Source organism: Peptoniphilus faecalis (assembly GCF_012976305.1).
Lineage (GTDB): Bacteria > Bacillota > Clostridia > Tissierellales > Peptoniphilaceae > Peptoniphilus_A > Peptoniphilus_A faecalis.
The window spans coordinates 206878-221202 of record NZ_JABDSR010000002.1 but is presented as its reverse complement, the minus strand read 5'-3'; the positions used below and the strand labels follow the sequence as shown (position 1 = coordinate 221202).

The 14325-nt window shown below is 32.5% G+C and carries 15 protein-coding genes; 1 reads left to right on the top strand and 14 read right to left on the bottom strand.

Annotated features, from left to right (window positions below; all coding sequences use genetic code 11):
* Positions 1–238: 238 nt before the first annotated feature.
* The 4 genes from rpsI to HKO22_RS02245 all read right to left on the bottom strand — a co-directional run bounded on the left by rpsI (position 239) and on the right by HKO22_RS02245 (position 3027).
* Positions 239–631, bottom strand: coding sequence for a 30S ribosomal protein S9 (gene rpsI / locus HKO22_RS02260; RefSeq protein ID WP_075659521.1), 393 nt, complete (start codon positions 629–631; stop codon positions 239–241).
* A 12-nt stretch (positions 632–643) separates the two neighbouring features.
* Positions 644–1072: a 50S ribosomal protein L13 gene (rplM, locus tag HKO22_RS02255; protein WP_075659522.1), complete on the bottom strand. Its 429-nt coding sequence runs from the start codon at positions 1070–1072 to the stop codon at positions 644–646.
* Between the two features lie 164 nt (positions 1073–1236).
* A complete protein-coding gene (locus tag HKO22_RS02250; RefSeq protein WP_169968216.1) occupies positions 1237–2742 on the bottom strand; it encodes a 4Fe-4S dicluster domain-containing protein in 1506 nt (501 codons plus the stop codon).
* Positions 2743–2754: 12 nt separating this feature from the next.
* The gene (locus HKO22_RS02245; RefSeq protein ID WP_005957852.1) at positions 2755–3027 is read right to left on the bottom strand and encodes an NAD(P)H-dependent oxidoreductase subunit E; all 273 of its coding nucleotides are present in this window, start codon (positions 3025–3027) and stop codon (positions 2755–2757) included.
* Between the two features lie 119 nt (positions 3028–3146).
* Here HKO22_RS02245 and HKO22_RS02240 point away from each other — a divergent pair, with 119 nt between their 5' ends.
* Complete coding sequence (locus HKO22_RS02240) at positions 3147–3791, top strand: Crp/Fnr family transcriptional regulator (protein ID WP_169968214.1); 645 nt, start codon at positions 3147–3149, stop codon at positions 3789–3791.
* Here HKO22_RS02240 and HKO22_RS02235 read toward each other — a convergent pair whose 3' ends face one another.
* The 10 genes from HKO22_RS02235 to HKO22_RS02190 all read right to left on the bottom strand — a co-directional run bounded on the left by HKO22_RS02235 (position 3792) and on the right by HKO22_RS02190 (position 13899).
* Complete coding sequence (locus tag HKO22_RS02235) at positions 3792–4298, bottom strand: phosphatidylglycerophosphatase A family protein (protein ID WP_144015200.1); 507 nt, start codon at positions 4296–4298, stop codon at positions 3792–3794.
* An 8-nt stretch (positions 4299–4306) separates the two neighbouring features.
* The gene (locus HKO22_RS02230) at positions 4307–4804 is read right to left on the bottom strand and encodes a hypothetical protein (protein WP_169968212.1); all 498 of its coding nucleotides are present in this window, start codon (positions 4802–4804) and stop codon (positions 4307–4309) included.
* Between the two features lie 8 nt (positions 4805–4812).
* On the bottom strand, positions 4813–5934 hold the full coding sequence (locus HKO22_RS02225) for an FAD:protein FMN transferase (RefSeq protein ID WP_169968210.1): 1122 nt from the start codon (positions 5932–5934) through the stop codon (positions 4813–4815).
* A 267-nt stretch (positions 5935–6201) separates the two neighbouring features.
* Positions 6202–7998, bottom strand: coding sequence for an oleate hydratase (locus HKO22_RS02220; RefSeq protein ID WP_169968208.1), 1797 nt, complete (start codon positions 7996–7998; stop codon positions 6202–6204).
* 266 nt (positions 7999–8264) lie between these two features.
* On the bottom strand, positions 8265–8798 hold the full coding sequence (locus HKO22_RS02215; protein ID WP_235932802.1) for a TetR/AcrR family transcriptional regulator: 534 nt from the start codon (positions 8796–8798) through the stop codon (positions 8265–8267).
* A gap of 245 nt (positions 8799–9043) precedes the next feature.
* Complete coding sequence (locus HKO22_RS02210) at positions 9044–9967, bottom strand: branched-chain amino acid transaminase (protein ID WP_075659529.1); 924 nt, start codon at positions 9965–9967, stop codon at positions 9044–9046.
* Positions 9968–10136: 169 nt separating this feature from the next.
* A complete protein-coding gene (locus HKO22_RS02205) occupies positions 10137–11144 on the bottom strand; it encodes an electron transfer flavoprotein subunit alpha/FixB family protein (protein ID WP_075659530.1) in 1008 nt (335 codons plus the stop codon).
* 14 nt (positions 11145–11158) lie between these two features.
* Positions 11159–11956 carry an electron transfer flavoprotein subunit beta/FixA family protein gene (locus HKO22_RS02200; RefSeq protein ID WP_075659531.1) on the bottom strand — a complete coding sequence of 266 codons (798 nt, stop codon included), beginning with the start codon at positions 11954–11956 and terminating at the stop codon, positions 11159–11161.
* An 18-nt stretch (positions 11957–11974) separates the two neighbouring features.
* A complete protein-coding gene (locus HKO22_RS02195) occupies positions 11975–13117 on the bottom strand; it encodes an acyl-CoA dehydrogenase (RefSeq protein WP_075659532.1) in 1143 nt (380 codons plus the stop codon).
* Between the two features lie 347 nt (positions 13118–13464).
* Complete coding sequence (locus tag HKO22_RS02190; RefSeq protein WP_075659533.1) at positions 13465–13899, bottom strand: universal stress protein; 435 nt, start codon at positions 13897–13899, stop codon at positions 13465–13467.
* Positions 13900–14325 lie beyond the last annotated feature (426 nt).

Here is a 14325-nt window from a genome sequence, read left to right as displayed (position 1 = left end):
ATAAGTATCCAAAGTTCAATTTTTTATTCAGATAACTTATTCATCACTTTTATAAATTCTTGCTTTTCTTCTTTTGCAATTAAATAATTAACTACTATATTTAAAATAAGCTCCATAATATCTATTAGAGTTTTTACACCCAACAGATACTATAGAGCCTCCCAAAGTTTGACATAGAGCCTAAATTAGAGCAAACAAAAAAGCCCTGTTTCCAAGGCTTTTGTAAAATAATATAAAATTATCTTTTTGAGAATTGTGGAGAACGTCTTGCTTTTTTAAGACCGTATTTCTTTCTTTCCTTCATTCTCGGATCTCTTGTTAAGAAACCTGCTTTTTTAAGAACTGATCTGTATTCAGGATCAACTTCAAGAAGTGCTCTTGCAACACCATGTCTTATAGCACCTGCTTGTCCTGAGTAACCGCCACCGATTACTTTAACAATTACATCAAAAGATCCTTCTGTATCAGTAAGTTCAAGGGGTTCTTTTGCAACTGTTCTTAGAGTTTCAAAATCAAAGTATTCTTCAATATCTCTTCCATTAATTGTAAATTTTCCATTGCCAGGTAGAAGTCTAACTTGGGCGATGGATTTTTTTCTTCTTCCAGTACCTCTATATTGTATAGTATCCATTCTTACCTCCAATTAAAATTCGTATACTTCAGGTGTTTGCGCTTCGTGTGGATGTTCGCTTCCAGCATAAACCTTAAGTTTCTTGATCATCTTTCTACCAAGTCTGTTTTTAGGAAGCATTCCCTTAACAGCCAGTTCAATAACTCTCTCTGGTCTTTTTTTAATCATTTCAGAATAGACAATTTCTTTTCTTCCGCCTGGATATCCTGTGTGATATGCGTGAATTTTTTGATTTAATTTATTTCCTGTCAATACAACTTTGTCCGCATTAATTACAATTACAAAGTCCCCACAGTCCACATGTGGTGTAAAGATAGGTTTTCTCTTTCCTCTTAGTACGCTTGCAATTTCAGATGCTAATCTACCAAGGACTTTGCCTTCTGCATCAATTACATACCATTTTCTTTCAACTTCATTTGCTTTAGCCATGTAGCTTTTCAATGAATTTTCCTCCTAAATAGTTTAAAAAATTATTCCGGGGCTTTTTAAACATGACCTATATTTTAGACTACGTAGCCTAGTTTGTCAATATTTATGGTGGATTTTTTTATTTATTTTTACAAGCTTTTGGATTAGATAGTTTGTAAAATTAAATACCTAAATTCCTATATATTTTCTCTCTCTTTTTCTATATTTACATTTTCTAAAGGAGTTTGATAAATTGATTCTTTTTTGAATTTTTCAATTTGCTTTTTAACTCTATTTACGGATGCAATAGTCCCCACACCTGCGATACATCCGCCAGGGCATGCCATACCTTCTAGTAAATATCCATCTAACTTTCCAGCCTTTGCAATTTTTAGCATCTTCATACATTCAGAAAGTGTGTGTGCTCCTTGAATATGAATATCCCTGTCTGGAGCAATTTTTTCTGCGACAACTTTTACAGATTCGGCAACGCCACCTGCAATTGGATACCCTCGCCCAAGTGCTGAACCATCTTCAACCTTTTCTTCAACTTTTATTTCTGATGGTTCAATATTTTTTGCTACAAACATTCCCATAAGTTCTTCAAAAGTTATTACAAAGTCAACATCGGATTTTACTTTTGTATCAATTGCCTCTAATTTTTTCGAAGTGCAAGGTCCAATAAATACTACTACTGCATCGGGATCCTTTGCCTTTATATGATTTGCCGTGTACCTCATTGGCGAACCGGAGTCAGAAACTTGATCAAAAAATTCTGGAAATTCATTTTTTATCATAAGCGTCCATGAAAAGCAACAACTTGTACCCATAAATGGTATATCTTCAGGCACCCTCTCGAGATATTCCTTTGCTTCATGAAGAGTTGTCAAATCCGCTCCAAGAGCAACTTCTACTACATCTTCAAAACCAAGTAATTTTATTGCTTCAATTATTTGTTTTGCACTTGTATTAGCACCAAATTGTCCTATGTATGAAGGTGCAATAGCTCCATAAACTTTTTTGCCAGATTTTATTGCCTTTATCAATTGGAAAATTTGTGTCTTGTCAGAAATTGCTCCAAAGGGACATTCTGCAATACATCTTCCACATGCAACACATTTATCTTGATCTATTTCAGCTCTTCCATATTCATCTGAATCAATTGCATTTACACCACAGGCTGCTGCACATGGTCTTTCGTACTTTACAATTGCAGAATATGGACAGGCATCTTGACATCTGCCGCATTTAACGCACTTGTCCTTGTCAATTATAGTTCTGTCCTTTCCCATAGAAATTGCATTTACTGGACATACATTTATGCATGGATGTGCAAGGCATTTTCTACAATTATCCGTAGTGTAATATGCCTTAGTTGGACAAGCTTCACAACCAAATTTTATTACATTTATAAGAGGTTTTTCATAAGCATTTGTGTCTATGTCTACTTTGTCAAAACCATCAGTTACATTTTTAAATACGCCAATTTTTCTAACATCTAGACCCATAGCTAGCCTAAGTCTCTCGTCAACAACTGCTCTTTCTCTAAAAATATCACTTCTATATCTCGCCACTTCGCCAGGCACAATTTTGTAGCTGGACTCTTCTAGGGCGGAAATATCTATATCATTATATGCAATTCTTGCAACTTCAGCAAAAACTTTTCTTCTGATATCGACAAGTGTTCCATATGTTTCTTTCATCTCTTCCCCTTACTATATCCTTAATTTATCAATAATTTTTGCACTAACTTCCTGAGCGGTAGCCTTTAGCATAATTTCGTCATCTACAATAACAACTGGCGATGCTTCATTGTTGTGAATCTTGCAATAATTTAAGCAATGTGCAAATTCAACTTCCAAATTTTCTGCAGAACAAAGTTCAGACTCAGGTCCACACAAATGGTCTTGTAAGTACTCTACTGCGTCGTATATAGCATTAGCTCCCATAAGAGTGCACCTAGCACCCATGCAAATAGTAACTTTCATATATCCTCCTAAAGATTTCTATATAGATAGTTTAACATTTAACAATCACTTCTTCAATAATCATGTGATTTTTTTAATATTATTATCCCTTTAATGTTAAAATATAGATGAGGTGTTATATGGAACTTTCAAATATACTTACAAATCTACAATTATTCAACAATTTAAATGAAGTAGAACTTGATGAAGTTAAAAATTATCTTTCAGATATAAAAGTTTATAAAAATAAAAGTACTATCTTTAGCGTGGGAGATCACATAAATTACTTTGGCATACTATTAAAGGGACAAGTGGATCTAGAAATGGACGATGTCTTTGGCAACAAAACTATTTTATCAAAATTATCTGCGCCTGCACTTTTTGCCGAGTCAATTTTAATCAAGGGCGTAAGGGAAATTCCGCTATCCGTGGTTACAACTATGGATACAGAAATAATTTTCTTCGACTACAATTCTTTTTCAAGTAAAAATTTAAAATCAAAGGAAAAAGTTAAGGATAATTTAATAAAAATTCTTGCTGGCAAAAATTTATTTATGCGCGACAAATTAAATCTTTTGACCCTTCCCACTTCTCGTGCAAAAATTTTGTATTTCTTGTCAACGCAAGCCCGTAAAAGTCACTCAAAATACTTTACCATTGACTTTAACATAACAGAACTAGCACAATTTTTAAATTTAAACCGCTCCTCCCTCTCCCGTGAACTTTCTAAACTAAAAAAAGAAGGTCTCATCGATTATCACAATAAAACCTTCCGCATTTTATAATTATTTTCTATTTTGATGAGCTATTCTTGCAGATGCAGCTGCAGCAATTGCTGCCACCAAGTCATCTGCAAAGGTAGTTACTCTTTCCGCTTTTTTCTTTTCATCAAGTTCTTTTATTATCCCAATTTTTTTCTTGTCGAGATAGCCAAAGTTTGTAAGACCAATTGTGCCATACATATTCACAATTCCAAGAGTTAATATCTCATCAACTCCATATAATCCTTCGTCGTCGTGAATTATTGATTGAATTGGTTCCGGTAATTTTCCTTCATTTGCCAAGTCATCAAGGGCAAGTCCAGTTAGAATTGCATGAACGGAATCTCTCTTTTTTATTACGCTCTTTACACTGTCAAGACATCTATCAAGATCAAGATTCTCAATATATTCGCCCTGCAATTCCTGTACCAACTTTGCAATTTCTATTAGTTCAACACCAAAATCCCTTAATCTATTGACAGCGTGATTGTAAAGCTCTTCACTGTCGTATTTGTAAATTGAATTTTTCATGTATCCTCCTATTTTCTTCTGTTTTTAAGTCTATTTCTTTTAATTATCTTTGCTCTAGAAATTTTTATGCTGATTCCATAAATAAAACTCGGTATTAACGTAGCAATAAGAAGACTTATGGCATTGTAATTTATTCCCAATACCTTAATAGCATAAACTTCTGGCATCAAAAAGAATTCCAGAGGAAATTTCCAATAACTTCCTCCAACTGAAGCTTCAAAAATTTTTCTTCCAAGCCCTAAAAAACCAAAGGCAAATAAAATTAATCCTATTAAGAATATTAAATTACCTGCAAAAAAATCAATACTCCTTGCATTTCTCTTTGAAAGCAATTTTCCAAAATTGTAATATAGCAGCAAAATTGCGGCAACTAAAATATATTTAAAAAAAATATTCCCATAAACTAAACTTCTCACGCTGCTACTTATATTAATTATAGCAGCCATGGCAAAAGTTATAAAAATTATTAAGATGTGAAAAATTAAACCTCTAGTGTTATTTCTCATGATAACTCCTAATGGTCAATGTACTTAGCTGCATTTTCTGTCATCTTTAAGTTCATGTCCTTATCCACCCAGATAATTGCAGAATTAGTTTTTTCTGACAAAGACTCTATACCTTCACCTGTGGAATTAAAAGCAGCTGTAGATAAAAAGTCAGCAAGTCCTGAATCTTCCTTAATAATAGTTACAGATTTCAAGTCTGTTGCGGGCTTTAAAGTGTCAGGGTCTATTATGTGACAATATCTCTTGCCATCTAAATCAAAATATCTTTGATAATCGCCACTAGTTACAATAGAAGTATTAGTTACATTTACAACGGCAATAATTGAATTTTCGCTTTCCATATCAGGATTTTGAATCCCAATTTTAAAATTATCACGACCATCAACTGGCTTTCCAATTATTCTAACATTTCCACCAGCAGAAATTACCGCCGACTTAACTCCTCTTTCCTCAAGTTCCTTTGCCACAATCTCAGTTGCAAATCCCTTGGCAGTTGCACCTAAATCAAGTTTCATACCCTTGTCAATATAGACTTCTCTTGTATCTTCATTTAGTTTTATGTTCTCTACCTTTATGAAAGGACGTAGCTTTTCCAACTCCTCATCGCTGGGAATTGCCTCTCCCTTTAGCTTTATAACTTCTTCTTTAGTCTTTCCAGACTCATAAAGATCTCTGTACTCATTCCAAAGTTTGGTTACAGACCCAAGGGCGATATTAGTTTTGTGAGAAATATTATTATAATCGTCAATGGAGCTTTTTATAAGATTAAATAATGTCTTATCTACAGCGACTGGCTTGACACCTGCGTTGTCATTAATAGTTTTTACATTTACAATACCATTGTAATTTTTATAATTGTCAAAAAGTTTGTGGAGTTCTTCGTACCTTTCCTTTGCATATCCCAAATTTTCATTTGCAAAATCATCGGAATCAGAAAAAATTGCAATATTTATAACAGTGTCAAAGGTATCGTAAAATTCCAGTTCGTGTTTTTCTCCATCTTTTTTAACTTCTTGAGAAATTGAATTATTGTTTTTTTGATTTGAATTTTTATTATTAACATTTTTATCGCCACAACCAGAGAAAATTAAAAGTCCTCCCAAAGCCAAGGCAAGTATTATCTTTTTCATAGTATCACCTTCTATATGATACCATTTAAGGTCATGTTTTTACAATATTTATTGCTTCATACATACTTCAAAAATTTATAATTCAAAACTATATAACAATAAATTTTCATATGATGCTATAATTTTTCATATCAATATTCTTTATAAATATCTACATTTTTAAGTGCTAATTAGACAAAATTAAATTACAACTATTATAAAGAAAACCAGTCCTTTTCAGAACTGGTATTCTTTCTTTTTTATTATTTTTTATTTTTAATTTATCTTTTAAATCAAATTATATTCTTTAAGCATTTTTTCGATTTCTGTGCCTGCAATTTTCTTTCCTACAATCGCATCTGCACCAAAAGGTAGATCTAATTCTGGCTTTTCACCATCATTTAATACGCTTACTCCTGCTAATAAATATCTAATATCATATCTTGATGCAAATACCTCTGGTACTTTCTTTTCTACACCTGTTAATACATACACTGCTTCCATTGCACATCTTGCAGAGTATTCTGTTGTAAATACTGTATCACGACCTGGATTGTCAAGTGTTTCAACAAATTGTCCTAGAAAAGCAAAGTTAACTGCATTTTTAGGAACAACATAAGGTCTGTCTCCAAAACTTCTTGGCATAAATTGTGCTGTAATATATGGCATGAATACAGGAACAGTTGAAGTTTCTTTTGCAAGCCTATCAATGTCGCTTTCAGGTACTCCAATATGGTATAGCCATTCTTTTGCAATTTCTTCACCAGTACAGAATTTCATAGGTTTTTTAATATAATCTCCCTCTTTATCAGTAAAGAGTGCATATACCCAAACAGCTATTTCATCTTCTGGTTGTCCAATATATTGTCCTTGACGATTAATTGTCCAACTCATTAACCAATTTGAATCAAGTACAGATACAATTCCACCAGTTACAACTTTTCCCGTGTAAGGACTTCTCTTAGTTATTTTTTCAATATAAGATGAAATTTCTTTGCTCTTTACAGTTACTGTTGCTGATTCCCAATTTGTTTTGTCAATATCTGATGTGAAAACTTCTGGATGTCCAAAATCATCAGATTTTTTAGCAATATTTTTCCACAATTTAAAGCTTTCTTCTGTATCAATGTCAATGCTTGGTGCCTTATTATTGTTGCCATAAACTGATGATTCTACTAAAGAACCTGTAGTTACAAATACAAGATCATTTTCTGTAAGTGAAATTGACTTATCTTCACCTGTCTTTGAATCAGATGCGATAATTTTAGTAGCAACTTTTTTATCCTTTGTAATATTAAATTCTATATCACTAACTTCAAAATTGTATTCAGTTTTAACACCCTTATCCTTTAACCATTTCATCATAGGTACTACAATAGATTCATATTGATCATATCTTGTGAATTGTAATGCTGAAAGGTTAGGCAATCCACCGACTAAGTGAATAAAACGATTTATATACAATTTTAATTCAAGTACTGAATGCCAATTTTCAAAGGCAAACATCGTTCTATAATATGTCCAAAAATCACTTTCTAAAAATTCATCAGATAAAACTTCTTCAACAGATATACCTTGTAATTTTTCATCTGGTGTCAAAATTAAATGAATAATTTCTTTAATTACATCTTTTGAAAGATTAAATTTTCCATTATCATAGCGTTGACCATTGTTTTTTGTAATACGACAATTGCTAAAGTTAGGATCGTCAAGATTAGTGTAATATAGATCATCTAAAATTGACATCTCAGGATTTTCTCTTGAAGGAATTACACTTAAAATATCCCACAATGTTTCAAAGCGGTTACCCGTTTCACGACCACCCCTTGCAACATAGCCACTGTTTAGAAGAACTTTACCATCAAGTGCTCCACCAGCTATATCATCTTTTTCTAAAAACACGATCTTTGAAGGATCCATTTTTGCATCTTTAATTAAAAAGCCAGCAGTTGATAATCCAGCGATTCCTGTACCTATGATATAAGCTTTCTTTTCATCAATTCCCTTAGGTTTTCTAGAGTTTACAAGTCTGTCATAATCTCCATTACCAAGTTTTAGTCTTTCGTCAAATGTCTTAATTTCCATAACTTACCTCCATTAATTTTATTTCTTTTTCTTTATCTTTATTCTACCCTGGAAATATTTGGTTCACATCAGATAATACTTCTGCTTTGTATTAATTTAAGATAGTAAAGTTGCATTGACTAGTTTTTAGACAAATTATATATTTTGCACAAGTTCTCACTATAAAATTTAAAAAATAAAAAAGCTTGAGAGTGTACTAAACTTCTAAACCCGAACAATGATTATGTCCTCAGTACATTCTCAAGCAATTATAGTTTTTAATTTTATTAAACTTCATCTAGATCCTCGCTAATTCGAAGAGATCTCTCAATATTTCCATCAAAGAGTTTGCCAATGCGATAAATCATATCTTCGGGCGACTCCTTCATTCCATCCTGAATCCAATTATCTAATAATCCAACAAGCGCTGCACGATAAAAATCTGTTACTAGTCTTTTGTCTCTTTTCTTTGCATAAATATTTTTAGATTTACATTTGTTCTCCACATATTTTTCCATTACAGACTCACAAACTTGGTAAAGGTAATTGTCTCTGTCACTTTTTTCAATAGATTTGAAAAGATTCTGTGCTGCTTTTTTGTTCTCCATTAAGAAAGAAGAGGCGTGAATCAAGCTTTTTTCCCAAGAAAAGGTTTCATTAAATTCTTCATCAACTTTTTCTAGTTCATCACTTAAAATTTCCTTCACTAGAGTGTATATATCTTCATAATGATAGTAAAACGTGTTTCTATTTATCTCGCATCTTTCTGAAAGCATAGATATCGTAATACCGCTAAAACTTTTTTCTTCAAGTAGTTTCAAAAACTCCCTCTTGATTAAATTTTTGGTGTATTGCTTCGCCACTTAATCACCTCTCTATGTAATAAATTACCCAAAAATATTAAAACTATAATTAGACTATTTTAAAAGAATTATATCATATTTGAATTTTGTATCTTTTATTTTTAAATAAATATTTTCAACAAAAAATCGGCATAGACAATAAGCTACACCGATTTCTATAAGTTTATAAAATAAAAATCATTTTATATAAATATTTAAAATTTTTATTTGCCATAAACTGGTCTCAATGAATCTTTGTATTTTTCATTTCTACCATGTGTTATATCTGCAAAAAGTTCCTTTAACTTCATACAAACTTCGCCTGATTTGCCATCAGCAACTTTTATACCATCGACTTCAACTACAGGTGCAACTTCCATTGCTGTTCCAGAGAAGAAAACTTCATCTGCATTGTAAAGTTCAGTTCTCGCTATTGACTTTTCTACACATTCAATTCCAAGTTCTTCCCTTGCAAGCTGCATTACTACATCTCTTGTAATACCTTCTAATATATCGTCTGAAGCAGGTGGTGTAATTAGTTTTCCCTTTTTATAAATAAAGATATTTTCACCTGGACCCTCACATACATATCCATTTCTATTTAGCAATACAGCCTCATCATATCCCGCTCTCTTAGCTTCTAGCGATGCAAGTGCTGAGTTAAGATAACCTGCCGTAGCCTTAGTTCTTGGTGGAAGCATATTGTCTGCAATTCTTACCCATGACGAAACTTTAACTCTAAATTCCTCTTGTTCCATGTACTTGCCCATTGGTTGCAAATAAATTGCCACTACATCATCTTCATGTCCTTCAATACTAACTCCAACTGTTTTAGTATCTTTATAAGCAATAGGCCTTATATAAGTGGTTTGTTTATATCCATTTTTTCTCAAAAGTTCAATTGTAAAGTCTGCAAGTTCTTCTGCAGTATAATCTATTTTTAAATTAACTACCTTTGCTGATTGTAAAAATCTTTTGTAATGTTCAATTAATTTAAATCCATAAAGTTCTTGATCTTCATCGCTCCAATAAGCACGAATACCTTCAAAAACACCTAGTCCATAGTTTACAACTCTAGATCTAATGCTTACTGATACCTTTTCCTCTTCAACGATTTCCCCATTATAAAAAACATAAGACTTATCCATTATCTTCCCTCCATTTGTTACACTAAAATAAAAATTATTGAAATAAATTTTACCACTTTTGCACGCAAAATCCAAGTGCTTTTAAGTATTTAATATATCTTTTCCTCAACTTTTATAATCTGAATAAAAAAGAGGTTACAAAAAGGTAACCTCTAAATTTATTTAAAAATTAAATTTCAGCTTTAATTCTTTGTTCTCTTTCAATTGCATCAATAAGCTTTGGAACAACTGCATTAATGTCGCCAACTACGCCTAAATCTGCAACTTCAAAAATTGCTGCTTCTGGATCCTTGTTGACAGCGATAATAAGGTCAGAATCTTCCATACCTGCAACGTGTTGGATTGCTCCAGAAATTCCCATTGCGAAGTAAAGTTCTGGTCTAACTGTCTTACCAGTTTGTCCAACTTGGTGATCTTTAGTTATCCAGCCTGAATCTACAGATGCTCTTGATGCAGAAATTTCTGCATCTAATTTATCAGCAAGTTCTTGAAGAGGTTTAAATCCTTCTGGTCCACCAATTCCACGACCACCAGATACTAATATCTTAGCTTCTGTGATATCTTTCTTATGAGACTCTTGTTTAGCAATTTCTTTAATTTCAATATTCATATCGGCATCAGTAAAGTCAACTTTGATTTCTTCAATTTCACCTTTTCTAGAATTGTCAGAATCAAGTGCTTGCATAACTCCAGGTCTAACTGTCGCCATTTGTGGTCTAAAATCTTCACAAAGGATTGTTGCCATTAAGTTACCGCCAAAGGCAGGTCTTGTCATCATAAGATTTTTAGACTCTTCATCTATTTCTAGTTTAGTACAGTCAGCAGTAAGTCCTGTGTGAATTCTTGCTGCTAGTCTTGGTGCAAGGTCACGGCCTATTGATGATGCCCCATAAATTACAATTTCAGGGTCTTTTTCCTTTATAATTTTTGTAATTGCTTTAGCATATGGTTCAGTAACATATTCTTTAAGCATTTCATCTTCTACTACAATAACTTTATCGGCTCCATGTCTGATAAGAGTTTCAGCATGATCTTTAACTTTTTCACCAAGCAACATTGCAACGACATCTTGTCCAAGATCGTCAGCAAGTTCTCTAGCCTTTCCCAAAAGTTCTATTCCAACTTTTTCAAGTTTATTGTCTCTTTGTTCTACAAATACAAATACATCTTTACTCATTTTTAAACCCCCAATTAGATAATATACTTTTCTTGAAGTTTAGCAACGATAGCTTGAGCTGCTTCGTCAGCAGTAAGGTCAGTTAAAAGAACACCTTTACCTTTTCCTTGTTTAGGGAAGGATTTTTTAACCTTAGTAGGTGATCCCTTAAGTCCTATGTTTGCCATATCGAGTTTGTCTTTAATATCTTCAAGACCCCAAACTTTGATTTCTTTTTGGTAAGCTTCAAAAACTTTACCAATCGTCATATATCTAGGTTCTGCTAATTCTGCAATTGCAGTGATTAAGCATGGGAATTTAACATTGATTATGTGATATCTATCTTCAAATTGTCTTTTAACAGTTATACCCTTCATATCTTTGTCTAGTTCAAGTTCTTCAACATAAGAAACTTGTGGAATTCCAATGTGTTCAGCAATTTGTGGTCCAACTTGTGCAGTATCTCCATCGATAGCTTGTCTACCACAGATAATTAAATCATAATCTAAGTGTTCAAGTGCTGCAGTGATTGTACAAGATGTAGCCCAAGTGTCAGCTCCACCAAAGGCTCTATCACTTACAAGGATTCCTTCATCTGCTCCCATTGCAAGAGCTTCTCTTAATGCAACTTCGGCTTGTCCCGGTCCCATTGATAAAACTGTTACGTGGGTATCTGGATTTTCATCTTTAAGTCTAAGTGCAACCTCAAGTCCTGATTTATCATCAGGGTTTATAATACTTGGCACGCCCTCTCTAATAAGAGTGTTAGTAACAGGGTCAAGTTTAACTTCATTAGTATCAGGTACTTGTTTAATACATACTACTATATTCATCTATAATACTCCTTCCGATTATTTAACGCCCATCCAGCCAGATACAACCATCTTCATTACTTCAGATGTACCTTCGTAAATTTCAGTGATCTTAGCATCTCTCATCATTCTTTCAATTGGATAATCACGAGTGTAGCCGTATCCACCGAATAATTGAAGACATCTTCTAGTTATATCACTTGCTGCTTCTGCTGCAAATAATTTAGCCATAGCTGCATAATGTCCGTAAGCTTCGCCATTACCTTTAGCATCAGCTGCTCTATAAACTAATAATTGAGCTGCTTCCGCAGTAGTTTTCATATCTGCAAGTTCAAATTGAGTGTTTTGGAATTGAGAAATTCTTCTTCCAAATTGTTTTCTTTCAGAAGTGTATTTAACTGTTTCGTCAATTGCACCTTCTGCAATGCCAAGAGCTTGAGATGCGATACCAATTCTACCACCATCAAGAGTTTTCATTGCAAGCTTAAATCCTTTGCCTTCTCTTCCTAAAAGATTTTCTTTAGGAATTCTACAATCTTCAAAGATAAGCTCACAAGTAGAAGAACCTCTGATACCCATCTTGTCTTCTGGTTCACCAACTGTAAATCCTGGAGTTCCTCTTTCAACTATGAACGCAGAAATTCCGTGATTTCCCTTAGATCTATCAGTCATTGCGATAATTACAAATACATCAGCAAATCCTGCATTTGTAATAAAGATCTTTGATCCATTAAGTACATATTCATCACCATCAAGTACAGCAGTTGTTCTTTGACCGCTTGCATCAGTACCAGCACCTGGTTCAGTAAGACCAAAAGCACCGATTTTTTTACCTGCTAATAAATCTGGTAAGTATTTTCTCTTTTGTTCCTCTGTTCCATTTTCATAAATTGGAGCACAGCATAGTGAAGTATGAGCAGAAACAATTACACCAGTAGTAGCACATTTCTTTGAAAGTTCTTCTACTGCCATAGCGTAAGCTAAATAATCTGCACCTTGTCCACCATATTCTTTAGGAAATGGTATTCCAAAGAAACCATATCTGGCCATTTTTTTAACATTTTCCATAGGAACTTCTTCTGTTGCATCTACATCAGCAGCAACAGGTTCAACTTCAGTTTCAGCAAATGCACGATACATTTGTTGTAACAATAGATGTTCCTTGTCCATTCTAAAATCCATTTAAAATCCCCCTAACAATTATTATAAAGAATGTTATTTAATTAACATACGTTATTTCTATTATAACATTATGTGCTTGTTTTTCAAGGCATCTTTAACTAAAAAAACAAGCACATAAATAAATTTGCCATAAATTTGAAATTGAAAATAAAGTAAGCTTTTTCTAATAAAAACGAAAAATACAAGGTATTTTTTATCATTGTTTAACTAAAAGTATATCAAACTAACTTTGAGTTTGAAAAAAATATAAATAACAATAGTATTTTTATAAAATTTTACAAAATATTAATTGAAATTATTTTCTCTCTTAAAAATCAAAAAAATAAAAGGCGGATAACCGCCCCTTATTAAATATCTGACTTAACTACAAGTACAGATTTCTTTGAATGATTTATTACTTTATTGGATACAGAACCTAAAAGCGTCCTAGAAAAAGCACCTAGTCCCCTATTGCCCATTATAATAAAGTCAACATCTTTTTCCTCAGCAAACTTACAAATTTGTTCACCAGGATTTCCAGAAGTGTAAAAAGTTTCAACTTTGTTTGGATATCCGCTTAAATCCGTTTCTGCATCTTTAAGTATCATCTCTGCTCTTTCAACATTAGCCTTGTCTATTTCAAGTGTAAAATTAAAATTGGCTGGATATTGTTCAAAGATAGAAGTTTCTGGAGTAACAGTCAAAATAATGAGATCTGCCCCTAGTTTTTGTCCCATATCTCTTGCTACCTCTATTGATTTTTTTGAACTCTTTGATCCATCGATTGGCACTAATATTTTCATAATTACCTCCTATAAAATATAAATTATAAGTATTTGTTATCTATACTATACCCAAAAATAGATGCTTTTAAAAACTCTTGTAATTCTTTATAAAGATAAAGTATTAACTTTGAAATTTCTTTGATTTTTAAGCTTTTTCAAATATATTTAACATCACCATATATCAATAACTTTTTCTGTGATTTTTATTTCTATAATGTGTTGATGCCAAGGAAATAATTAAAATTTTAAAACTTTTATCTTCTTTTATCTTCTATTTAAAATAATTTAACTTACACTCACTTAAAATATAAATACTTTCTAGTTTATCATCTATATCAATTTAATTTATTTGCATTTATCCATTAAATATGTTTAAAGCAAAAAAAGCGGCAGGATATCTTGCCGCTTTCTTTATTAAATTTTAATTTTTAAATTTAAAACTTA